Raw genomic sequence first — 21,154 nt, 5'->3', positions numbered from 1 at the left:
TTGGGAAAGTTTTCTGATGCCTTGGCGCCGCGCGAACTATTTTCTTGAGCACGCTGGTCAGCTCTCGTCTGCGGACGAAATCATGCGCGCGCTGGAGCGCATGCTGAATGATGAGGGCATTTCGCACTATTGCCTCAGTTTCCTCCCGTCGGCCACGGAAAGCTTCAATGAGGTGACGTTGGCTTCGCGATTTCCTGCGGGCTTTATCGAGCACTACACCGAGCAGGATTACGTCAAGGACGATCCGGCGATGCGTAAAGTCCGCACCGCGCTTTTTCCCTTTCGCTGGCAGAAGGAGGCGCCGTTCGATCCCGAGCGCGAGCCTCGCGCAGTCAAAGCTGTGGAGGCATGTCGCGAGGCTGGTTTGGTCGACGGTGTTGTGATTCCGGTCAATTCAAGGCGCCTTGGTCGGCTCGGGCAAATCTGGTTTGGCGGCGCAGAATTTCATTTGTCCGACGATTTTTGGCCCGCGCTGCACCTGTCGGCGCAATATGCGTTTGATCGCATCATGCAAATTGACGGCGCCTCTGTCGAAATCGAAAACCCGCTGAACGAGCGCGAGCGCGAGATACTGACGCTGGCGGCAATGTTCCTGACGACGGATCAAATCGCCGGACGACTCCACATCAGCGAGCGGACGGTCCGATGGCACGTCAGCAATAGCATGCGCAAGCTTGACGCCATCAACCGCACGCAAGCGATAGCGATCGCGCGGCGCAATGGATTCATCGAGCCGTGATCGGCGTGTCAACTGTCGCTTCCGACAGTTGCGATACGCAAATAAAAACGCACTTCGAAAACTTTGCGGACAGCTGGCCCACAACAGCCACAATTCCGTAAGGGAAGTGTCATCAACGGCAACCAAGAGCAGAATCAAAAACTGCCGAGCAAGCCGTGGTGTGGTGAACGTCTAATCGGGTGAGCGTCATTGTCATGCGGCAATGCGGTGAGTGTCAGCTTTGCTGTAAATTGGTCCCCGTGGTTTCGCTTTCGAAGCCTGCGGGCACCGCCTGCCGCTTCCAGAAATTCCACAAGGGCTGCACGATATATCGCACTGCGAGATTTCCGCGTGAGTGCGCGCTCTGGAATTGCCGCTGGCTCGTCAACGACGACGCCGCCGATTTGTCCCGCCCCGATAGATCGCACTACGTGCTCGATCTCATGCCGGACTTCATCACGATCAAGCCGGACGACGGCAGCGAGCCGCAACACATTCAGGTCGTTCAGATCTGGGTTGATCCCAAGCACCCCGACGCCCATCGCGATCCCGCCCTGCGGCACTGGCTTATCCGCCGCGCCGAGCAGGGCATCGCTGCGTTGATCCGGTTCAATGAACGCGACGCCTGGGTGATCTTCGCGCCGCCATTCGACAAGAGCGGCGAGTGGCACGAGATCAAAACCGGGATGCGCGCGGGCGCCGGCCACAGCTTCGCCGAGGTCGAGGCCGCCCTCGGCAAGGCCACCATGAAGTTCCAACAGTGAGGGAAACCGCCAATGGCAGCACGAAAGCAAGTACCAGCAATCTACAAATTCAGGGTCATTTCCGAATGCGAAGTGCCCGAACTCGGCGCGATGCTCGTCAAGATGGAGCAGGCGGGCCTGAAAGTCGTCGGCCATGAGCTGGTGACCGACACGCTCGCCTTCGCTGGCAACAAGAAGCACGACGTCAAGGCCGAGGACTTCCTTGGCGAATGGACGATGGAACATCCGACGTTCCCGATCAAGGAAGCCGTCGCGCACTTCCGCGCTAACAGTCGCTCGCCTGCGTCCTGCTACACTGCAGCGAAGGTTCTGGTCGAGAAAGGTCTGCTGAAAAAGCTCGCTGGCAGCAACTACGCTCGCTCTGACGTGAAGGCGCTGGCGCACGCCAAGCCAGGCGGGCACGAATCGAGCGGCACCGAGGACATCCGCCGCTTCATCCGTGGCCGCAAGCACTTCAATACCGCGCAACTGAAAGACCTGTTCCGCGAGCACGGCCGCAACCCGCACTCTGTCAGTCCGATCCTCGACAAGATGGCCAAGCAGAAGCTGATCAAGCGCACCGGGCCGTCCGGCTCGGGCGAATACATGCCGCTCGCCAAGGCAAGAAAGGCCGCGCAGAAGCCGAAGGCGAAGCTCGCGCCGAAGGCGCTGAACGGCACCGCAATCGAGGCGCCGGCCCATGGTTAAGATCGGTCACAACTCGCGCATGGTCTGGGCGACGCGCGTTTACAATGCTGTCGAGCGCGATCCGGAATGCGACCGCTACCGGGGCATTTTCAACAAGGAGCGGATCAAGGAGAGCGACCTCGCCGTGCTGGGCGGTCTCGCGACCTCGACGGTGAAAAATCTTATCAACGGGAAAACAAGGCGGCCGCAACACGCGACCTTCGCCAAAATGGCAGCGGCGATGGGCTTTCGATACGACCTCGTGCGCACAGAGAAGCCGGATTACGAGGCGGCGATCCCGCAGGCGCGCGGGGAGTGGAAAGCCTACAAGGAGACGATGGCGAAGAAAAAAGGCCGCAACGGCCACGCCAAGAAAGGAGCGCGCCGATAATCGCGGGGGAGCATTTTACTCATCAAAGGAGATCAAAGCACATGGTTCTAGGAGGACGGGGAAATGAAGACTACCGACCGAGACGAAGCTGTGGCCCAGGCGGCCCGCGAGATCGACCCGCACGCCTTTCCGGAGAAGCGACCCTTGAACGACGCGCTGATCCGTCGGCAGGAGGAGGCGACGCGCAAGGCCGTTAAGGTTCTCAATGGGCCGATGTCGAGCATCACTGAGCTGCTCGACGCGCTTCAGGAGGCCCACAGCCAGCTCGCCCAGATTATGGAGGTCGCGCGGACGATGAACCTTTCACAGAACCTTAGCCCCGGCGCCGAGCGGCGCCGCACGCTGCTGGCCCAGTTCGGGAGGTTGGAGGAAGAGGAATGACGGAGCAGGAAGAGATCGACGAACTCGCAGATCGTCTCGATAGCCTGCTCGTCAGCGGGCTGTCGAGGCTGCGGCACGGCAGGACGGACGACGCCCTGCTGTTGCTGCAGGAAGCGCTGAAGACCGCGCAGCGCCTCCCGAAAAAGGAGCCGGGTGGCGAAGGGAGCTGATCCAAGATGCCCGACGACGACAACATTCTCCACTTCCCGCATATCGAGCGGATCGAGATCGAGCATGTCGACGCGCTGTCAAAAGCGTTAAATCTGCTTGGCTGCTACCGCCTTATCGGCCACACGCCTGTCAGGCTCGAAAGCCCCATCGAATGGGCCAACGCCATGGCCGAGCGCTTCAGCCTCAAGAGACAGCACGGCGTCGACCCGTGGCGCGTTGATGAGACCTTCCTCCGCGACGTTCACGTCTCGACCGTCTTCCTTGGGTTGAACCACAATTTTCGCGGCGCCGATCCGCCGGTCCTGTTCGAGACGATGGTGTTCGGCGGCAAGCACGACAACTATCAGGAGCGCTGCTCGACGTGGGACGAGGCCGAGGCGATGCATGCGGAAGCCGTCGAGCTGGTTCGCCGTGGCCACCTTCGCGTGGTCAAATAAAAAAAGGCCCCGCCGAAGCGGGGCCGAGCTTCAGGGAGGCAGTTACAGGAGGATGGTTACATCCACGTCTCCATGATCCGACCTTCGTCCTGTTTCTCACGCTGGATGCACACCAGTCCGGCGAGCCGCAGGGTGCTGCGCAGCCACTCAAGCTGCCCGTGCAAACTGTCTTCGGTCAGCGTCGGGGTCCCGGCGCCCTTGTCGCTGGCCTCGAACCGCCGCGCGACATGCCGTCCATCGACCGGCAGATCGTAGATCGCCCACAGGCTCATGACGTTGTGCTTCTGCGCATCCTGCTGGATGTTCAGGACGCCGAGGATGTGTTCCGGGACTCGCTCGCCCCGCTCATTGTCGTCATCGATCATGACTGTGGCAGCGGCGCGTAAGGATCAGGCTTGTTGCCAGCTTTCAGCCACTCCTGATAGGCGATCCAGTCGCAGTTGGCGGGATCAGCCGGAATGCTAGCTTGATCAGCCTCGCGGATCACCGGGCCGTTTTCATCCTCGGTCGTCAGCCGATAGTCTGCCATCACATCCTCGCATCGAGTTGGAGAAGTCCGTTCGTGCTCGCAGGCGCATAGACTTGGATGACTTGACCGGGCGTCAAGCCTGATGATTGAAAAGCAAGATGTGCGATGTTGGCGTAAATCGCCTGCACGGCACCGCTGGTGAATGGGTTCGTGCCACCGCTGCCCCCGATATTGGCAATCGTCGTGGTTGGCGTTACTCGCATCGGAACAGGCAATGACAACACCATTTGCGCGGTGGTCGCCGTGTCGCAAAAGGCAAGGCCCAGCCGGATGAATGCCGTGCTAGACCAGCGATAGAGATAGCGCTGGCACTCCAGATAGGTCTGCTGGAAATCCTTTTGCACGAACGGCGCGCGTGCGGCGCTGGGTGCTTCTGAGCCCGGAAAAATTCCCAGCCCGGTGATGCAGAGTGTGCTGCCATTGGCAGGGAAAAAATTGCCAGAATTGCTCGTCACATAATTGTTGGCACCGTTAACCCATGTCCCCGGTGCCGCCGTCATGACGCTGGGTCCACCGATGGGGCAGAAGGCAATCACCGGATTGACACCAGACCAACTGCCGCCAGTATCGGCCGGGAATGTCGCTACACAATAATTCCATCCGGCCACAACAGGCACATCCACGACGCAGCTTCGTGGATTGGTGTAGTTCTGGATGCCAACGCCGAAGTTGCCCGCATATTGTGTGTTAAGCCAGAACGCCACCGTAACCGGCTGAGCTTGGGGCGTGCCCCAAGCCAGCTTGGCCCAACGAAGAGCTTCGACAGGATGACCGAGCATCGCGCGATCAGCCGTGACCGGCGAGGCTTGACCAGTCTGCGCTTGAAGCAGGACACTCGATATGTAGCCCTGCGGCAGACTACCAGTGTAGGCCGGAAAGCCGCTGCAACGTAGCGAACCAGCGGTGCTAAAGAAGGCTTCCCAGCCATCTTGAATATATTGCCACACGCCAGCGGCCATGGTGAACGCGGTGTTGCCGCGCTCTTGACTTTGCTCGCACGAACCGTTGACCTGCAAACCCAAATAGGCCATCGGATCGAACGGTGCTGCGGCCACGTTCTGGCGCGCTTGGAGTTTTTGCACCAGCGTCAAAGCCTGCGCGCTATCCCAGCGCACCGCGCCGTCAACGTAAGACTTCGCCGCTGCATCGTTGGCCGCTATTGGCGGCGCGACCAACCTGAGCTGCGCTGCCATCGGGCTGGAGCCGTCCGTGTACACCGGCACCTTGTTGCTGGGCACGGCACCTAACGGTTGCCACGCGTTGCCGTCCCACTTGTAGGCGGGCGAGCCTGCGACTGGCGGCGTCGGATAGGTATCACCTACCAGCGGCGCGCTTGGGAAGTTCATGCCCATCTAGAGCCTCGCATCCGCAACGAAGTGATACGCGATGGCGTCAATATTGGCGACGTTGCCAGCCGTAACAGAAAGCGAACATTCATTGATCGGGCCAGCAGATGGTGTTTGCCCGCTCACCCACGCGTTCGAAACGCGGCCTGAAATCTTGCCCGGCGCTCCCGCCAAATCATACACCGTCATGGTCGGTGTAGTTCGCATTCTCACCGGCAGAAGAAAGCTCGATCCGAGCCATGGATTTGAAGTGCCGTTGGCGGTCTGCACGCCAAGACCAGTCTGGATGCTGCCGCCGATATTGGTGCCGGGAATTTGCGTATAGGCGTAACTCTTTTGATAGTAGCGCTGACAGTCGAGCAATTCCTGATCGAACCTTCTCATGATGAACGGCGAACGCGATGCGGACGGCAGCTCACTGCCGGGGACGACGATCAAGCCAGTGATCGAAGCGGCGTTATTGTTCGTGGCGAAAAAATTCGTCGTTGCTGTTGTTGCTTCGCCGTAAGTCGAACTCCACGCGCCAGCAGGCACTTGGTAAATCGAACCGGAGCCGAAGCCGAACCGGATGATCATGCCAGCGCCGTTGATCCTGTCCCACGTCCCGGTCACGTCGCCCGGCACGGTCAGCGTCTTGTACTCCCATACGTTGGCGGAGTTGATGACGACGTTGCTGACATAGGCGCGATTAGCGGCGCTGTTTGTGATCGTCACCGCCATCGTGCCGGGAATCGTGGCTGTCACCCAAAATCCAATCGAGACGGGCTGCGCGTTCGCTGCGCCCCAGCCGAGCCGGGCCACCCTGTATCCTTCGATCATGTTATCGAGAATGATTCGATCGCCCGCCGCCAGCGTGGCCTTGCCAGTCGAACAGTCGATCGAGATGCAATTCGAAAATCCTGCCAACGGCGGCCCCGGACCATTGGCAGGGAAACAACCCATCACCAAAGGTGCGCTAGTAAAATAAAATTTCCAGCCATCTTGAACGTAAACAGTACTAGCAACCGCCGGAACGAAGGAATTGCTCGCTCGCTCCAGACTGATTTCGCCAGAGCCATTGATTTGCATTCCTGAAAACGCCATCACGTCGAACGGCGCTGCAAACACATTCGCTCGCGCCTGCGCGCGTTGTGGATCAGTCAACGTCTGCGGTGCATCCCAATGCACCGACCCGTCCATCGCCGGTCCCTGCGTGTCCCACGCCGAACCATTCCAGCGAAACACCGGCACACCAGCGACGGCCGGTTGCGGATAGAGCTGGCCGACGGTTGGAGCGTTGGGAAAATTCAGGCCCATCACATCCTCGCGTCTGATTGCGCCCAGAAGGCAACCCAAGTGCCAGCTGTACCGGAATAGTTTAAATCGGCACTCACAGAAATCGGATCTGAACTTATGCCACCGCCCGTAACCGTTTGGCCATTTCCTCCAACAGATGTTTGGATTTTTCCAACGGCTCCCACGCTGTCGGTATAGCTGAACGTTGGTGTAGTGCGCTTGGCGGTTTTATGCGGCCACGTGCCGCCAAAATATCCGCCGTTGGTTACGGATTTGATGAATACCCTTTCGTAATAGCGTTGACTTAGGACCTGCTCTTGATCGGCGGTCCGCATGATGAATGGAGCACGCGCTGCTGATGGAAGCTCGACGCCGGGCAACACGACAAGGCCAGTGATCTGGAAAATATCGGACGTTGCTGCGGCTCCGTTGGCCGTACCTGTTACGCCGTAGTAGTTTCCAGCGGCCCACGCGCCTGCGGCAGCAAGATAAGTTGAACCAGCCATGATCGCGAAAATCACGAGCAAGCTAGGATTGTTTGAGCCAGCCCACGTCCCGGTTACATCGCCGGGAATAGTTGCGGTCTTGAATTCCCAGACATCAGCGACATTTTGCACAAACGAAAATGGATAGGAGCGATTTTGCGCCGCGTTTCTGATCGATCCGGAATAAGTGCCGGGACGATGTATCTTCGTCCAAAAACCTATTGATAGCGGTTGAGCACTGGCCGTGCCAAAAGCCAGTCGTTCGACCCGATAACCTTCGATTGTCTGAAACAAAATCAGTGCATCGCTCGCCGCAGGAGCTGCATCAGCCGTCGTCACCGTGATCTTAATCGAATTGAAAAAACCCGGAGGCCGATCGGCAACTTGCGCTCCTGATACAACAGCGGGGCCAGACACTCCAACGGCCCATCCATCCATAGCGTAAGCATTTCCAGCGGCAAAAGTCCGCGATCCTGCGCCTAGTTCCTGACTAATTTCGCATGAGCCGTTCACTTGCATTCCTGAAAATGCCATCACGTCGAACGGCGCAGCGTACAGGTTGGATCGTGCCTGCGCCTGTTGCGCTGCTGTCAGCGTCTGCGCCACGTCATAGCGCAGCATCCCGGTGAGCGCAGCGCTCGGATTGGCCGTCACCCATTGGACGCTGTCACCGTCGTTGTAGAGCACGTAAAGCGTGCCGTTCGTCGAATTCCACCACAGCGAGCCAGGCAAGCCAGTCGTCGGCGGCGCGGCGTCGGCGATGGCAGGCACCGACGTTCCGGCGACTGGATTGAACGCCACCACCCACGCAGTGCTGTCGCCGTCGTTGTAGAGCACATAGAGCAGGCCGTTGGTCGAATTCCACCACAGGCTCTTGTCCGGTGCGCCTGTCGGTGGCGTGTCGGAAACATAGACCGTCGAACCAGAGGTGATGGCGATCCACGCGCTGTTCTTGCGCCCATAAGTCTGACCATCGGTCGGGGCTTCCTGTACCTCGCCGGGCACGCCCTGCGGGCCGGTATCGCCTTGGTCGCCCTTTACGCCTTGCGGGCCAATCGGACCGACCGGACCCTGATCGCCCTGCGGTCCCGGAATCCCTTGCGCGCCTGATCCGCCGGGCGGCCCCGGCGGTCCTGAAGGTCCCTGCGGTCCAGGAGGCCCCTGCGGCCCCGCGGGTCCGGTCTGCGGCACCTGAAGAATGACGGGCTGGATGCTCATCGTGCGGCCTCCAGCGCTTCCACCTTCGCGGTCAATTCCTGCACAGCCTTGACCAGCAGCGCCACCAGCGGCATCGCATCGATGCTCGCGGGTTGGATGTCGCCATCTGCTGTCAATGCGCGTAACGAACCAACGACCGCATCGGGCAACACATCTTGAACGTTGTCGGCCATCAGGCCAACGTGCTGCTTGCCGTCATCCTTGAAGATGCCGACGTCCTTCCAGCGGAAGCTGACCGGCTTCAACTCTTTGACACGACCGAGCCCGCTGCCATCGAGCGGCTGCACCTCGCGCTTGAGGCGCGGATCAGATGGCCGCGTACCAGAAAGCGCGATATCGACATTATCAATCCACATATGAACAAAGGTGCCGTCCCACGAAACGTTCTGGCCGTAGCTCTGATAGCCGCCCGAAATGCCGGTCTTGGTCGAGTAACTATGGCCGCTATTGATCTTGCTGTTGGCGGTGAGGCCGCCGCTGATCTGTATGCTGCCGCCGTGCGTGCAATCGCCACTGACCGTCAGATAATTGTTGACCGTTAAATTGCCGCCAACGCTGACGCTGTGGCCCAAGTTCACGTTGCCGTTTGACATATCGAAAGAGAATGGCCGCAGCGCATTCCAGCCACCCCATGGGTCACCGTTGTTGGTGGCCATGATGTAAAAATTGCTGGCGTCGTTCCGGAGCAGCACAGAGTTGTTGCCACCCGGTGCCATCAAGCGGGCTTGGTTGCCAGACGCCGTTCTAGAGGTGAACTCCCCACCATTTTCATAGAACGCGCCGTTGACCGTCAGAGCGCCAGTGATGGTGCCTCCAGTCAGCGGAAGACCATTGTCGGTGTAGAGCACTTGCCGCCACGCCTGCCACGCACCTCCAGCCTGGATGCGTTCGAAGGTGATCGCGGGCGCGGTATCGAGATAAGTAACGCGCTGCAAGGTGTAGCCGGTCGTCGCGTCGTAATACACGAACACTTGCAGATACCAGTGCCGCCCACCGACCGGCACGTTCGCGGAGTTTTGGTCTTGGGTGTGATAGGCACCGGGGTTCTTGATTGTGTTGAAATCGCAGTTCGCGGGCAACTGCGTCGTCTGGTTGATGCCGAGATTGAGCCGACCTTGCGTCTGTTGCGCCGCTGTCAGACTCTGCGCCACGTCATAGCGCACGGACCCGCCGCCGGTCAGATGCGTATCGACATATTGCTTGGTCGCCGCACCGAGCGCCACAGTCGGGTCAGCGTTCAGGATCAGCGCACCCGTGAGAGTGCCGCCAGAGATGCCGAGCACCTGCGCCCACGCTGCGCTCATGCGCCCATAGCTCTTGCCGTCAGTCGGCGCTTCGCCCAAGCCGCCCGGAGGGCCGGGCACGCCCTGCGGTCCGGGATCGCCCTTTGGCCCGGTTGGACCCGTCGCACCGACCGGTCCTTGCTCGCCGGGCGGTCCCATCAAGCCCTGTGCGCCTGATCCGCCGGGCGGCCCCGGCGGTCCTGAAGGTCCAGCCACACCCTGCGCACCCTGCGGCCCCATCGGGCCGACCTGCGGCACGCCGAGCTGCGTGTCGCTCGGTGCGTACGTCGCGAGCGTGATGCGCGGCGTGCCTTCCGCGAGATCGAACAGCGGCTCAGCCATCAGCGGCTCGTCCCTTCAACAACATAGGCTGTGCCTTCCCAGATGCGCTCCTGATAGCCATTCGGCATCAGCCGCACGAGATCGGTGAAGTATTGTCCCGCTGCGAGATGCGTGAGATGCAGCCGATTGATCAGGATTTGAAACTGGCCCTGCGCGGCGTTGGTGATGAAGATGCCGCCGTCCGGCGAGAATACCGACACCAACGCTTCATGGTCGATCTCTTGCGTGCGGATTTCGAGCTTCAAGGTCGAGCCGGTGAGATCGATGGGTGTGAAGTTGGCCCCGGTTGGATCGACCGTGCCGTAGACGAAGGGGACGATCCAATCCTCATTCTTCGCGATGTTCATCACACCGCTGTAGTAGGACGGACCGGCCATCGCTTACTGCTTTCCAAAGCGCAGGGTCTTCGCGCGCAGACCAGAGAACCTCGCCTCTACGTCCTCATAAGTCAGGATCGTCGGGGAGCCGGAATTGAGATCGGTTAGACACTGAGCCTCGATCGTGTGGCATTGCTGGACCAGCGCCGCTATCTGGGTATTCATGTCGATGGCGTCCTGCGCGGTGATCCTGTACGCGACACCTGCCTGAGTAAAATCTATTGGATCATTCCGATCGATGGTGGCGGCGTACTGCGCGAGGCTGCTGACCAACGTCTGGCTGATGCGATCAGTATTGGCCGGAACGCCACTAATCATGATCCCAGCCGTAGCGGTCTCCCATCGCACTTGACCCGAGAAATGCTTCAAGATGTCAGGCGTCGGTGGCGGCTCGGCATATGGCCGCGTGTCCGGCCGCAGCATCACCGTGGGTCGCCCATCTGGCGGCACTGCTGGAGGCGGTTCTGGCTCAGGTCCAATACGCTCAAGCGTGCTCAACGGTTGGTCGTATGGAATGATCCGAACATCAGTGCCATAGCTAGACGACGACACATTCAGTGCGCTGTCGTGGACGGCTACGACTACACCGTTGACGCTATAGAGCAGTTGCATCTTTGCTCTCCTAGTAGCTGATCATGCCATTGGCATTGCCGAGGGCGTTGAGCGCCGGAGAAGTGGAAGTGATGCCGGTGCCACCAACGGCGACCACGTGACCGCTGTGGGCGCAATAGATGTCGGTCGTGTTGCCCGAATAGGATGAGCTGTAAGCATTGGCAAAAGAGCTGTCACAACTGATGCCGGTCCCACAGTTCTGAAACATACAGCCCTGAAGCGAGGCGGATGAGCCAGTGATCATAACGACGCCAGTGTCGCATCCTTTGGAGACCCACTTGAAGGCCCCACCCTGTCTGATGCATGTGCCCGGCTGCATCGTAATTCCGTGTGCACTTCCAGCGCCAATCGTCTGCGTCGCCGCCAAGCTCAGATCACCTTGCAACTCCCACGCGTCACCGTTCACCGTGCCGGAGGCGGACACCCATGTCCCGCTGGTCCACGCGTTGCACATGTTGAGCACGATGCCAAAGGCCTGCGCTCCGTGGACCGCCATGTTGTAGAGACCGGGGATGCCACCGTTCAACACCAAGAGCTGGACCGTCGAGCCGTCATTGCTTATCAATAGCGTTCTGAGTGACGTCGAGGAGCCGATGTTAAACTGAGCGCCGGTCACGAAGCGCAGCTCTGTTCCCAGTCTCGTTCGAAGCATCGCCAGATGGGCGTTGGCATCCACCGTCCTGTTGGAAAAACCGGTGAATTGAAAGTCATTCACGTTGGGCGGTGCGCCGATCAACGGAGCCCCATTCCAGTCGGTATAGAGGAGGTCGGGATGGATGAGGTTCACCGTCTGGGTATAGGTGAACATCTGCGCCGTGCCAGACGTGGCCCCAGCGATGTTGAAGTGCACAAACCCCTTGGTCGTGATCCGATAGTGCGACAGCCAATAAATCGCCGCGTTCAGATCGGCGAAATCCGCTCCGGGTCCATGCACGGTCTTGGTCAAGACCTTATCGATGATCCAACTCTGCGATGTGATGAAGCCTTCGATCGCCTTTCGCAGTTGAGTCAGATCGGAGTTGGCCGGGATCGCGCACGGCGTGTTGGAGAAGTCGAAGTAACCGCGCACATTGGCGCGGGTGATGACCTCGATGACCTCGCGCTGATCGTACTCGATGGAGGCGGCCGGAACGATGGAGCCTTGGATGCCCGCCGCCGGATTGCCGTCGATATAGGGCGCGTTGGGATTGGACGGTTGGTCGAGCGGCTGATTGTATTGCACGGTGATGTCCCCTCAATATCCGGCGGTCGGCGGAAGCTCATCCCACTCGGTCGTGACGGCAAAACGCCATGTGCCAGTGGCTGGCACCGTGGCGGTGATCATGAACCCTTCGTACTGCGCAAACAGCAACGGCATCTCGCCCTGCAGCTTCTCGAACAGCTTCACAGGAGCGGCAGCAAACGGTGTGAAAGCATTGGCCCCCACACTACCGACCCAGATATCGGTCGCGCCGGGATCGGCGGTGTAGGTGCCACCGGTCAATGGCGCGGTGTCCGAATGCACGATTGACGCCTGCGATGTCACCATCGAGGTGCGCAGCTTGGCCGAATTGCCGGTAAGGTCGCTGACCAGACCGGGCGTCATCTCGGCGAGAAACTGGCGCAACGTCAGCAGATTGAAGATCGCCAGCCCCGCCGTGAAACCGACGCTGTCGCTCCATGCCGAGATGCGAATGCGCCGGACCAGCGCCAGCGTCGTCGCTGACGGCCACCAGAACGAGTAGATTGGCGACTGCGCGGCTGCACCCGCCGCCATGATGTTGCTTCTGGAGGTGCGCTGAAAGGCACCGCCGCTCGTATAGTCGACTGGCAGCAACGTCGAGAACACCATCGAGCGCTGCAGGCTGCCGTCTTGGACCTGCGTCAGGTCGTGCATGCGGATGGTGAAGAGGTTGCCGAGACCATCCTTGATCTGTTTGTTGTCGGCCATCTCACATAATCCCGAGCGCGAGGTATTCGGTGTTGTACCGCTGACTGAAGTCGAGCGAATCCATCGGCGAGTAGTCGTAGATGATGTTGGTCTGCGCTGGCTTGATCTTGTCGAGGATGCATTCGAGATCGTCGGCCAGCCAGATCTTCAACAGCCGGTCGATACCGCACTGGCTGCTGTTGACGTGGAAGCGGGTCATCTTGGTCGCGTTGACGTGCACGGTCCAAAAAAACCGCATCTCCGGCGGGCCGAGATACCAGCGATAATGGTCGGGATCGCCCTCGTTGTACCAACGAGTATCTCCTACTCGCGAAACGCCGGTCATGTAGGGCGCATATTCAGTGATCGTGATGTCGTAGCCGTAGGCCTTGGCCACCTCGATCATGAACTGGCGCGACTGAGCGCCTAACAAGGTCATCTTAGCAAGCAGCGCCGCGCGGCGGTCGGCGAGCGAGGTCGGCGGGTCTTTCAGGCACTCGTCAGGCAGGCCCCAATTGCGCTCCCAGTCAGGCAGCAGCTCAAGCGTCAGGCGCGGGTCGCTCTCCGTCTCCAAGAGATCGGCCGCGCGACCATCAACGAAACCCCAGTAGTCGCACAACCCATCGCAGGCCTGCCACAGCACGCTGTCGATGGAATGCTTCGGCCATGCCTGGCCGTTGGGCAGCAGCTCAAGAAAGGCGTCTCGATAGTCGCTCCCGGCGCGGCGGATGTGCCGGTCAGACATCGCGCTAACCGTAGGTTATGTCACCGAGCACCGGCATGTAGCCAGGTGCTGGCATTGGCGTGTCGCTGGCAACCAGGTCATAGGCGTTGACGCCAACCCCGTTGGCAATGCCTTCGTCCGACCACGACCGATACCAGAGCTGACCGGGAGATGCCCGGACGAAGAATTCATGCAGCAGGCTTTGCGTGATGGATGCGCGTGTCGAGCCGTCGTCCCAATCGAGATAGGAGATCCGCAGATTGATCGGATAGGGGATCGGTGCTTCAACGAAGACATCTTTGACGGCCACCGGTCGCATCTGGTCGATGTAAGCTTTGACCGCAGTGATGTCGGCAGGAAGCGGAAAGCCGCCGTTGCTGGCGCGCAGATCGTCCATCATAAAGCGGATGGTGACCGTGCCGATGCCCATCTCCAGCGGCGCACACCACGCCCGCGTGACGCCGGGGACCGCGAGCGCCCACGCCTCGTAGTCATAAGCCGCGCCGCCCATCGGAGGCTGGCGGATGCGGCGCAGGATACGCGCCCGAAGCTGGTCGTCGGTCTCGGGGTCCGCGCCTCCGTTCAGTTCAAGCACTTCCGCGAACTGGCTCGCGCCAGCGATGGTTTGTGGCATCGACAGAACGGACCCGGTCGGCAGGTTGCCGAACGATCCGGCATCGAGGCAACGGATATTGCCGGTGGACGCCGTAGCAGTCGAGACGACGACATCGTCCAGCAGCTCGTAACTGACGACGGTGTTTGGTGAGTCCGAGCCAGGCGGAATCCCCAGCGCACTTTGCAATAGGGTGCCGGTCGGGATCAGCCCGCCGCCCGTGGTGCCCTGGAAGCTAGCGGTACCCTGCGCCAGCGTAGCCATCTTGCGGCCGGTCGAGCCGTCTGAGTTGACCAGCCAGATTTGCCCGTGGCGGTCGAGCCATTCGGTCTCTGCGGTATCAGGCAGCAGCTGCAGCGCCAGCCAATCGATATATTGCAGCGTCAGATGACAAAGCGCACCCTGGTTGTCCGATAACACACGCAACACGCTGTTTGGTACGTTCGCATCGGCCCCTGGCAGCGAGGCGTTAACCGCATCGCGAACCAGCGAACGAACATCACGGAGAGCTGGCGTTGACCAAGGCATCAGCGGTTCACCATCGCATCCCAGAGAACGGCATAGCGCAACTCAATCTCGGGCAGCGGCCCGCGATAAATGCGCAGCAAGGCATCAATGCGTTGAGGATCGACCCTAGTGACCCAAACGTCGAAACCCGAACAAATCTTGCGGTCGACGAACGGTTGGATCGCCATTCGGATGTAGTTCTCGACCACGACCAGGGTTGAGCCCTGCCGCGCCGCCGCTGGCGTGATCTTGGATCGCCTGAGCAGCCATAGCTTCGATCCGATGGGCCAACCGCCCCAGATCGCCTGCGCGTCGAGATCGCCCCACCATCCCATGCGGTCGGTGGAATCCGGGTCGGGCAGATCGTCGTTCGGACCAGCCAGTGCGTTGGTGCCGAGCGCGACGATGACTGCCGTTGCCAGCGCCTGGGTATCGTCAAGCGTGCCATTGGGGAGCAGCGACCAATCAACTGTGACAGAGTATTGCGGAAAGACATTGTTCTGGACGAGCCGGATGTCAGGGACGTTGTAGCCCGCTGGCATGCGTCACCCGATCTTGCCGAGCGAGTTGACGCACGGGCCGGACAGCGTGACGAGATAATCGAACGACGCTTTGCCCGCTTCCGCGCCGACGTAGACCTGCTTGTCGGTATGGCAATGCAGGTAGGTGTTGCCATCGGCGAGTGCGAGGTGACACTGGTTGCCGCCCATGCGCGTCTTGTCCTTTGTGACCTCGACGAACAACGGCGACTTCTTGCCATCCTTGTAGAGCGCCTCCTGTCCGCGCTTCTGCTGTTGCTGCTGGCCGCCTTGCTGGCTGTCCGAACCGCCGCCGCTCGCGTCAAATGCCGCGACGCCAGCCCCGCCACCCAAGCCACCGGAACCGCTGCCCTGGCCGCCCTGGTCCATCGTCGCATTGCTCTCGCTGTCCTGCTGGACCAGGTGCATGCGAACGGTCTTGTCCTGCGGAGCGGTCCAGAAGCCGCCGTCTTGCGTCATGTGGAATTGCTGCTTGTCGCCGCGTCCGCGAAACATCGCGGTGTCGCCTTTCTCCAGTTTAAAGAGCCGGTGGCGGCGATCATCCATGAGCGCGATGGGGAAAGAGCGGCTGCCGCCCATGAAACTGGTGAAGTGCTCGGCGGCGGACTTGATCTTGCCCTGCGCATCCTTCTCGGCGTCGAACACCACGGACGTGAAACCATAGTTCTGCGGAGCCTCGCAGCCCTTGCGCGACTCGTTGTGCATGAAGTTTCCGGCCATCTCCTGCAAAAACTTGGAGTCATCGACTTGATCGACAACGCCGCGCGCGCCGCCAGCGGAATAGCTGCGCAACGAACTGTTGAGCGGTGTGGCACGGTGCATATGCGCTTCCTTCAAACTGAGATGGTCGACGAGTTCGAGGATGAACTAGGAGTGCTGGGTGCGTTTGACGTGTTGGTCGGACCGACATTGTAGGTCGGGTGCGCGTTCAGGAACGCCGGATTGACGCAGGTGAGCACCGTCACGCTGCCCCGCTTGTCGTCCTGCATGAAGACGACTTGCTGGATTGCCAGCTCTTCGTTGAGCATCGCCATCGGCGAGTAGACGTGGACGTGATCGCCCTCCTGCCAGAGCGCGACGCCTTCGCGCAGCCAGCCCTGCACGGTGATGGTCGCCTGGATTTGTTGGCCGTCGTGGATGCGCTGCTCGAAATCCGCCCGCAGCTTCATCTCCCCTTGCGACTTGACCGACTCCTCAATCGGCGTGATCAGCTTGCTATAGAGAACGTTTTTGATGCTTGTGTTCTGGACCGCTTGCTGCTCGCTGGCATCGGTCATGTTGTGATCGTCGCTGGCCTGCGAGCTGCCGCGAACGTCGTAGGTCTCGAACACCATAGTGCTGTCGATGATGCACTGGCACGACAGGATGTTCTTGCCCTCGACCAGTCCCCCGACGACGTTGCCGGTGTGCTCGCCGATCAGCAGGAAGTTGCCGAAGGCATCGCAGGCCAATCGCGCGCACCGGTCGCGTGCGATGCGCTCGCAGAAGTCCCAGACCGGCTCGCCAGTATTGTTCTGCAGCTTGTCGAACGGCGTCATATCGACCTGGCCGACCACCTTGACGCCTGCGCCGTAAGGGGCCCAGACCTCCTGCGCGACCTGCACGATGTTCTTGTTGTCGAAGCTGCCGGTCTTGGTATCGACGCTAGATTTGGCACCTAGCGCCGTGTAGCTCTTGCCAATGAGCATCACACCGTGGCTGTTCGCGTCATAGGCGACCTGGCGCACCTCGATGAAGCCGGTGATCGCGAGGAAGCCCGCCAGGTAGACGCTGCAAAGATCGCCAGGCTTGAACTGCAGCTTTTGCCAATCGGGAAACTGGCCGCCCTTCTTAAAGATCGGGTCGCGCTCGGCCGCGCTGAATTGGAAATAGGCGTAGGAGTCGCCCCAGTTGCGGCGGACCATGACGAATTCCCAGTCCTCGAATTTGCGTCCGTTGACGACGAGGACAGCGACTTCCTGGGGCTTCGGCATGGGTCAACCGGACAGCGCCTCGCCCAGCATCGGGCAGAAGGCGGGATGCACAATCTTGTTCTCGTCGCGCAACTCGTCGGCGCGTGAGGCGTCTTGATAAAGCTTGTATGCCATGACCAGGGTCGGCAGCGGGGTGAAGAACTGATAGTTGAGCATGCGCGGCAGCGGCATCGCGGTCTGCACCAGATGGTTGGTGAGCGCCCCGTGCAGCGTGATCAGAGATTGAAACGTCATCTGATCCATGTCGTCGGCGGCAATCTCCTCGGCATCCACGAACGGCTGCAATAGCGCAGTCTTCATTGCATCAACTTGCTGGCGGCTGATGAACGTCATACCCGCGATGATGTAGGCCTCCGTTGCCAAGCAGAGACGAATGCCCGCGTTCTGGATCAGCTTCGCGCCGAGCGAGAGAGGCGCTTCCTGCGCGGTCTGCTGGCGCACGTCCTCAAGCTGTTGCCATGTGATGCCTGCTTGCCGCGCCTGATCGAAGCAATCATCGAGCGGCGGCCCCATAGCGTCGTCGGACAGCAGCTTGTAGGCATTGGCCCTCGTGTCACCGATGACCGTCCGTGCGTTGCTACCAGCGTGACCCTTAGCCGGAACGAATGACAGCAGCCGCGCCAACATGCGGTCCACGAGCGGTGCCGCTTCGCTGGCATCGCCCCGTTTCATGCTTCAATCGCTCTCGTGCCGATGGATGGCGACGGAGGTGCAAGCGTGCGCTGCACCTGATCGCGCACGGCCTGCGAAGCTTTTGCGACTGTCGCCTGGGTGTCCTCCTGTCCGGGATCGAACAGCGGATCGATACCATACTCGAGGAATGTGATGTCGAACGTGCAGAAGCCACCGAAGCGTTCCTCCTCGGTCATGCGATAGCGCGTCACGACCACAGTTTGCGGCGGCTGCGTGGACAGCTGAAGCGTGCCAGGGCCTTCCGTTTCCAGCGCATCAATCAATCGGTCGCGCACCTTGCGATAGTCGGTGCGGAACAGATCGTCATCGTCGCGGGAGTAGACGATGCAATAGGCGCGGATGGTGAACTCGCGCGCCATGCGCCCCATGTCCTCGGCATAGGGATACTCTTTCTTCGGAAACTGGTGCTCGACGATGCGCCGCCCGCTCTCGCGGCTGTTGGCCTCGCAATGGAAGGGCGCATTGTTATAGGTCGCGCGAATCCAATCGTCGCGCCAACTCGGCTTGCCCGGTGTGATCTCGAAGATGGTTGTCATATCGATATCGTCTCAGGACCCTTGCGGGCAGGCTCCATCTGGGTCTGCCGGTTGATCTCAACATCCTTGAAGATGCCACCGCCCTGGGCATCGACCTTGGTGCCCTTCGGTGCGTTCACGTCCACGCTGATCTTGCCCGAGCCTTCGACCTTGTTGGCAGCGGCCATGCGCCGGTCGAGCTGCTCGCGCGCAAATCGCGCGCTGTCAGCGACGGAGAAGTCGACGCCTTTGCGTCGGCCTTCCCAATAATTGTAAACCTCGTGCGAGCCGGGGATCGGCACGCGGCCCGGAAGCCTCGCGCCTGGGTCGGACGCCATACCTTGATTGGTGCGGCCCTGAATGTAGTCACTGCCGCCAACCACTTCGCTCAGCGTCTTGTCGTATTTCGCCCGCTCGTTCTCGCTGAGAGGGCCGCCAGTTTGGCCCCTGTTGATCGGGCCATAGAAGCCGCTCCGCAATTCATCGCCGATCTTGTACCCCGGCACCTTCTGCCGGATCATCTGCGTGCGATTGAACAGCGCTTCGACGGTGGGAGCGCCGCCACCCTCGGAGCGCATCATCCGATACAGCAACTGCTTCGTGGCAGGGTCCTGGTTGACCTCGGCCATCATCGCCGCGCGTTGATCGGCGACGCCGCCAGCGCCCTTGGCTCCATCCGCTGTTGCTGGCGTCTCGCCCGCGCCCTTGCCGCCACCGGGGCCAGCGGTCTGCCCGTTGGGCATGTCGCCGGATGCGCGGCGGAAGCTGTACCCCTTCAGCGCAAACTGGGACTCGAAGCCGCGACCCTGGTTGCCGCCAAGCCCGTTGAACGTCCCGGCTTTCTTGTTAACGTCTTCGACGATGGTGACGTGACTACCCGTCGCGCCGGTTCGCACGCCACGATCGGCCACCGCGATGTCGCCAGGTTGCACGTCTCCTGGGGCGACCGGCGTGCCCCAATTGCGCCAGTTCGACGCGACGGCCGCGCCCTTCGGCGGCGTGCCGCCAACCGACTTGACGACCGAGGCCGCGAACTCGCCGCACCAGCTGCCCGCCTTGGGATAGCCCTGGCTGGCCATGAACTTCTCGACAGCGCCAGGGCCGCCGTGCAGCGCGACAGATCTCGCCTTGGCCAGAATATCGGACGGCACGCTGGGATCGCCGGCGGGACCGGAGTGCGGGCCGCCTGTATCGCCGCCAGTGTCGCTGCCATACGGCGCACCGCCGCCGCCATAGCCGCCCTTGCCGCTGCCGCCATAGCTGCCGCCGCCGCCACCGCCATACGAGCCGCCGCCGCCCGGTACGCCGCCGAACCCACCGCCGCCGCCGAACGGCCCATAACCGTAATTGCCGCCAGCGCCGCCGCCGGCGCCGCCGCCCGTCGTGAACGAGGCGTTCTGCACCATGCTGCGATCAAATCCGGTGCCCGACGTCGGCCGATAGCCCCACGGCACCTTTGGTTTGATCGCGTCGTTCAGCTCCTTGAGGGCCTTGGTGTTGTCCTCCTGCGCTTTCTTCTTGTCCTCGTCGGTGCGCCCGAGGTCCTTGTTGAAGTAATCGCCGAAGCGCCGCCAGAACGGGTCTTCGGCGCCCTTGCTCGGCGACATCGGCACGATCTTGTTGTCGTCCTTGCCGCTGCCGCCAAATGCCGATGGCTTCGACGCCCATTTATCGAGCCATATCAACGCATCCTTGATGTGCTCAAGCGCTGGCGCGATGTAATCGAGGACCGTCTTGAGGTTCTGCATCATCTGCGTCGGTGCAGACACGACGTTGGCGATATCGCCCCAGGTGCTTTTGATCTCGCCGAATTTGTTTGCCAGCTTTTCTGCCGAGTCGTAGCGCTCCTTCCAGAATGTGCGCTCCTCCTCGTGCATCTGCTGCAGGCGCTGCATCTGCACCATGGTGCTGTCCCAGAAGCGCGAGGCAAATTCGTTCCGACGATTGGCTGCTTCGATCTCCGCTTGCTGCTGGGTTGCTCCTCTCGCGATCTGCTGTTCGTATGCGTGCTGCCGAACTTTTTCGGCCGCCGCAGCAACCGCGTTGTATCGCTCTTCCTCCGTCCTCGCCTGCGTGACTTTCGTCAGAAACTCGTCCATGGCGCGTCGGGATTCCGGGTCAGACCCCGCCATGTGCATCAAGTCCCGGCGCAGCGCGCTGCCAACGTGGCTGAGATCGGCGACGGCTCCCGCCATCTTGCCGAGATTGGCTTTCGTCTGATCCGCGCTGACGCCGATGGCTTCGAACTGATCGATGATGTTTTTCATCGACGTGGGATCGACGCCGATAGCGCGCGCCGCCTGATTGAGGCTGCGCATTTCGGCAGCGAGCTTCGCTATCTCGCCGACTTGCCTGCTCACCGCCGCGCCGAATATCGCCAGACCACCGACGCCAGCAACCAGACCGCCGCGAAATTCGCCGAGGGCCTTGAAGGCATCGCCGAAGCCGCCAGTGATTTCCTTGAAGGCCTTGTTCAGCTCCTTCGTGCCCTCGGTCATCTTGGCGTGCGCCTCTTTCATCTGAGGGCCGCCCATCTCCTTGGTTTTCTCGACGATCTTGTCCAGGCCAGCCGAGGCGTTGTCGACCAGCGTGACGATCAGCTTTAATTCTTCTTGCTCCGTAGGCATTATTCGTCGTCGCTCACTGGCTGCTGCCTGCGATCAAGCTCGGCACTGCGGCTCATGTG

General features: G+C 60.8%; 25 protein-coding genes. 7 read left to right on the top strand and 18 right to left on the bottom strand.

Annotated features, from left to right (window positions below):
* The first annotated feature begins 16 nt into the window (after positions 1–16).
* From NLM33_RS33160 to NLM33_RS33125, 7 genes are all read left to right on the top strand, one after another.
* On the top strand, positions 17–739 hold the full coding sequence (locus NLM33_RS33160) for a LuxR family transcriptional regulator (RefSeq protein WP_305880496.1): 723 nt from the start codon (positions 17–19) through the stop codon (positions 737–739).
* Between the two features lie 410 nt (positions 740–1,149).
* Entirely contained in the window at positions 1,150–1,482 is a 333-nt protein-coding gene (locus tag NLM33_RS33150) for a hypothetical protein (protein ID WP_254102609.1), read from the top strand.
* 12 nt (positions 1,483–1,494) lie between these two features.
* Complete coding sequence (locus tag NLM33_RS33145; RefSeq protein ID WP_254102607.1) at positions 1,495–2,169, top strand: hypothetical protein; 675 nt, start codon at positions 1,495–1,497, stop codon at positions 2,167–2,169.
* A complete protein-coding gene (locus tag NLM33_RS33140; RefSeq protein ID WP_254102605.1) occupies positions 2,162–2,539 on the top strand; it encodes a hypothetical protein in 378 nt (125 codons plus the stop codon). Before NLM33_RS33145 ends, NLM33_RS33140 begins: the two co-directional genes overlap by 8 nt.
* A gap of 63 nt (positions 2,540–2,602) precedes the next feature.
* Positions 2,603–2,920 (top strand): hypothetical protein, encoded by a 318-nt coding sequence (locus tag NLM33_RS33135; RefSeq protein WP_254102603.1) that lies wholly within the window; start codon positions 2,603–2,605, stop codon positions 2,918–2,920.
* The gene (locus tag NLM33_RS33130) at positions 2,917–3,090 is read left to right on the top strand and encodes a hypothetical protein (RefSeq protein ID WP_254102601.1); all 174 of its coding nucleotides are present in this window, start codon (positions 2,917–2,919) and stop codon (positions 3,088–3,090) included. The genes NLM33_RS33135 and NLM33_RS33130 overlap by 4 nt, the downstream gene beginning before the upstream one ends.
* A gap of 6 nt (positions 3,091–3,096) precedes the next feature.
* Complete coding sequence (locus tag NLM33_RS33125) at positions 3,097–3,528, top strand: hypothetical protein (RefSeq protein ID WP_254102598.1); 432 nt, start codon at positions 3,097–3,099, stop codon at positions 3,526–3,528.
* A gap of 56 nt (positions 3,529–3,584) precedes the next feature.
* On the opposite strand, the gene NLM33_RS33120 is transcribed toward NLM33_RS33125, so the two are convergent.
* From NLM33_RS33120 to NLM33_RS49335, 18 genes are read right to left on the bottom strand one after another with little or no spacing between them, the layout of a single operon-like run.
* Positions 3,585–3,893, bottom strand: coding sequence for a hypothetical protein (locus NLM33_RS33120; protein ID WP_254102596.1), 309 nt, complete (start codon positions 3,891–3,893; stop codon positions 3,585–3,587).
* Entirely contained in the window at positions 3,890–4,057 is a 168-nt protein-coding gene (locus NLM33_RS33115) for a hypothetical protein (protein ID WP_254102594.1), read from the bottom strand. Before NLM33_RS33115 ends, NLM33_RS33120 begins: the two co-directional genes overlap by 4 nt.
* Positions 4,057–5,409 carry a hypothetical protein gene (locus NLM33_RS33110; RefSeq protein ID WP_254102592.1) on the bottom strand — a complete coding sequence of 451 codons (1,353 nt, stop codon included), beginning with the start codon at positions 5,407–5,409 and terminating at the stop codon, positions 4,057–4,059. Before NLM33_RS33110 ends, NLM33_RS33115 begins: the two co-directional genes overlap by 1 nt.
* Positions 5,410–6,699, bottom strand: a complete 1,290-nt coding sequence (locus NLM33_RS33105) for a hypothetical protein (RefSeq protein WP_254102589.1) — start codon at positions 6,697–6,699, stop codon at positions 5,410–5,412.
* Entirely contained in the window at positions 6,699–8,381 is a 1,683-nt protein-coding gene (locus NLM33_RS33100) for a hypothetical protein (protein WP_254102587.1), read from the bottom strand. Before NLM33_RS33100 ends, NLM33_RS33105 begins: the two co-directional genes overlap by 1 nt.
* Positions 8,378–10,006, bottom strand: coding sequence for a tail fiber domain-containing protein (locus NLM33_RS49500; RefSeq protein ID WP_305880495.1), 1,629 nt, complete (start codon positions 10,004–10,006; stop codon positions 8,378–8,380). Before NLM33_RS49500 ends, NLM33_RS33100 begins: the two co-directional genes overlap by 4 nt.
* The gene (locus tag NLM33_RS33085) at positions 10,006–10,383 is read right to left on the bottom strand and encodes a hypothetical protein (protein ID WP_254102583.1); all 378 of its coding nucleotides are present in this window, start codon (positions 10,381–10,383) and stop codon (positions 10,006–10,008) included. The genes NLM33_RS49500 and NLM33_RS33085 overlap by 1 nt, the downstream gene beginning before the upstream one ends.
* 3 nt (positions 10,384–10,386) lie before the next feature.
* A complete protein-coding gene (locus tag NLM33_RS33080) occupies positions 10,387–10,995 on the bottom strand; it encodes a DUF4376 domain-containing protein (RefSeq protein WP_254102581.1) in 609 nt (202 codons plus the stop codon).
* A gap of 10 nt (positions 10,996–11,005) precedes the next feature.
* A complete protein-coding gene (locus NLM33_RS33075) occupies positions 11,006–12,217 on the bottom strand; it encodes a hypothetical protein (RefSeq protein WP_254102579.1) in 1,212 nt (403 codons plus the stop codon).
* 12 nt (positions 12,218–12,229) lie between these two features.
* On the bottom strand, positions 12,230–12,925 hold the full coding sequence (locus tag NLM33_RS33070; RefSeq protein WP_254102577.1) for a hypothetical protein: 696 nt from the start codon (positions 12,923–12,925) through the stop codon (positions 12,230–12,232).
* A 1-nt stretch (position 12,926) separates the two neighbouring features.
* The gene (locus NLM33_RS33065) at positions 12,927–13,649 is read right to left on the bottom strand and encodes a YmfQ family protein (protein WP_254102575.1); all 723 of its coding nucleotides are present in this window, start codon (positions 13,647–13,649) and stop codon (positions 12,927–12,929) included.
* A 4-nt stretch (positions 13,650–13,653) separates the two neighbouring features.
* On the bottom strand, positions 13,654–14,769 hold the full coding sequence (locus NLM33_RS33060) for a baseplate J/gp47 family protein (protein WP_254102572.1): 1,116 nt from the start codon (positions 14,767–14,769) through the stop codon (positions 13,654–13,656).
* Positions 14,769–15,290, bottom strand: coding sequence for a phage GP46 family protein (locus NLM33_RS33055; protein ID WP_254102570.1), 522 nt, complete (start codon positions 15,288–15,290; stop codon positions 14,769–14,771). Before NLM33_RS33055 ends, NLM33_RS33060 begins: the two co-directional genes overlap by 1 nt.
* 3 nt (positions 15,291–15,293) lie before the next feature.
* Positions 15,294–16,109, bottom strand: coding sequence for a phage baseplate assembly protein (locus tag NLM33_RS33050; protein ID WP_254102568.1), 816 nt, complete (start codon positions 16,107–16,109; stop codon positions 15,294–15,296).
* Between the two features lie 11 nt (positions 16,110–16,120).
* Positions 16,121–17,260, bottom strand: coding sequence for a phage baseplate assembly protein (locus NLM33_RS33045; RefSeq protein ID WP_254102566.1), 1,140 nt, complete (start codon positions 17,258–17,260; stop codon positions 16,121–16,123).
* Between the two features lie 3 nt (positions 17,261–17,263).
* Positions 17,264–17,932, bottom strand: coding sequence for a hypothetical protein (locus tag NLM33_RS33040; RefSeq protein ID WP_254102564.1), 669 nt, complete (start codon positions 17,930–17,932; stop codon positions 17,264–17,266).
* Entirely contained in the window at positions 17,929–18,489 is a 561-nt protein-coding gene (locus NLM33_RS33035) for a DNA circularization N-terminal domain-containing protein (RefSeq protein ID WP_254102562.1), read from the bottom strand. Before NLM33_RS33035 ends, NLM33_RS33040 begins: the two co-directional genes overlap by 4 nt.
* Complete coding sequence (locus NLM33_RS49335; protein WP_256570570.1) at positions 18,486–21,095, bottom strand: hypothetical protein; 2,610 nt, start codon at positions 21,093–21,095, stop codon at positions 18,486–18,488. The genes NLM33_RS33035 and NLM33_RS49335 overlap by 4 nt, the downstream gene beginning before the upstream one ends.
* Positions 21,096–21,154: the final 59 nt, after the last annotated feature.

The sequence above is a fragment of the Bradyrhizobium sp. CCGUVB1N3 genome, from assembly GCF_024199925.1.
GTDB lineage: Bacteria > Pseudomonadota > Alphaproteobacteria > Rhizobiales > Xanthobacteraceae > Bradyrhizobium.
This window is presented reverse-complemented; position numbering and strand designations above follow the sequence as displayed.

Excerpts from the sequence above, each read along its gene's own strand:
- NLM33_RS33160 (WP_305880496.1), top strand. The coding sequence starts at position 17 with ATGCCTTGGCGCCGCGCGAACTATTTTCTTGAGCACGCTGGTCAGCTC.
- NLM33_RS33145 (WP_254102607.1), top strand. The coding sequence starts at position 1,495 with ATGGCAGCACGAAAGCAAGTACCAGCAATCTACAAATTCAGGGTCATT.
- NLM33_RS33140 (WP_254102605.1), top strand. The coding sequence starts at position 2,162 with ATGGTTAAGATCGGTCACAACTCGCGCATGGTCTGGGCGACGCGCGTT.
- NLM33_RS33135 (WP_254102603.1), top strand. The coding sequence starts at position 2,603 with ATGAAGACTACCGACCGAGACGAAGCTGTGGCCCAGGCGGCCCGCGAG.
- NLM33_RS33130 (WP_254102601.1), top strand. The coding sequence starts at position 2,917 with ATGACGGAGCAGGAAGAGATCGACGAACTCGCAGATCGTCTCGATAGC.
- NLM33_RS33125 (WP_254102598.1), top strand. The coding sequence starts at position 3,097 with ATGCCCGACGACGACAACATTCTCCACTTCCCGCATATCGAGCGGATC.
- NLM33_RS33120 (WP_254102596.1), bottom strand. The coding sequence starts at position 3,893 with ATGATCGATGACGACAATGAGCGGGGCGAGCGAGTCCCGGAACACATC.
- NLM33_RS33115 (WP_254102594.1), bottom strand. The coding sequence starts at position 4,057 with ATGGCAGACTATCGGCTGACGACCGAGGATGAAAACGGCCCGGTGATC.
- NLM33_RS33110 (WP_254102592.1), bottom strand. The coding sequence starts at position 5,409 with ATGGGCATGAACTTCCCAAGCGCGCCGCTGGTAGGTGATACCTATCCG.
- NLM33_RS33105 (WP_254102589.1), bottom strand. The coding sequence starts at position 6,699 with ATGGGCCTGAATTTTCCCAACGCTCCAACCGTCGGCCAGCTCTATCCG.
- NLM33_RS33100 (WP_254102587.1), bottom strand. The coding sequence starts at position 8,381 with ATGAGCATCCAGCCCGTCATTCTTCAGGTGCCGCAGACCGGACCCGCG.
- NLM33_RS49500 (WP_305880495.1), bottom strand. The coding sequence starts at position 10,006 with ATGGCTGAGCCGCTGTTCGATCTCGCGGAAGGCACGCCGCGCATCACG.
- NLM33_RS33085 (WP_254102583.1), bottom strand. The coding sequence starts at position 10,383 with ATGGCCGGTCCGTCCTACTACAGCGGTGTGATGAACATCGCGAAGAAT.
- NLM33_RS33080 (WP_254102581.1), bottom strand. The coding sequence starts at position 10,995 with ATGCAACTGCTCTATAGCGTCAACGGTGTAGTCGTAGCCGTCCACGAC.
- NLM33_RS33070 (WP_254102577.1), bottom strand. The coding sequence starts at position 12,925 with ATGGCCGACAACAAACAGATCAAGGATGGTCTCGGCAACCTCTTCACC.
- NLM33_RS33065 (WP_254102575.1), bottom strand. The coding sequence starts at position 13,649 with ATGTCTGACCGGCACATCCGCCGCGCCGGGAGCGACTATCGAGACGCC.
- NLM33_RS33060 (WP_254102572.1), bottom strand. The coding sequence starts at position 14,769 with ATGCCTTGGTCAACGCCAGCTCTCCGTGATGTTCGTTCGCTGGTTCGC.
- NLM33_RS33055 (WP_254102570.1), bottom strand. The coding sequence starts at position 15,290 with ATGCCAGCGGGCTACAACGTCCCTGACATCCGGCTCGTCCAGAACAAT.
- NLM33_RS33050 (WP_254102568.1), bottom strand. The coding sequence starts at position 16,109 with ATGCACCGTGCCACACCGCTCAACAGTTCGTTGCGCAGCTATTCCGCT.
- NLM33_RS33045 (WP_254102566.1), bottom strand. The coding sequence starts at position 17,260 with ATGCCGAAGCCCCAGGAAGTCGCTGTCCTCGTCGTCAACGGACGCAAA.
- NLM33_RS33040 (WP_254102564.1), bottom strand. The coding sequence starts at position 17,932 with ATGAAACGGGGCGATGCCAGCGAAGCGGCACCGCTCGTGGACCGCATG.
- NLM33_RS33035 (WP_254102562.1), bottom strand. The coding sequence starts at position 18,489 with ATGACAACCATCTTCGAGATCACACCGGGCAAGCCGAGTTGGCGCGAC.
- NLM33_RS49335 (WP_256570570.1), bottom strand. The coding sequence starts at position 21,095 with ATGCCTACGGAGCAAGAAGAATTAAAGCTGATCGTCACGCTGGTCGAC.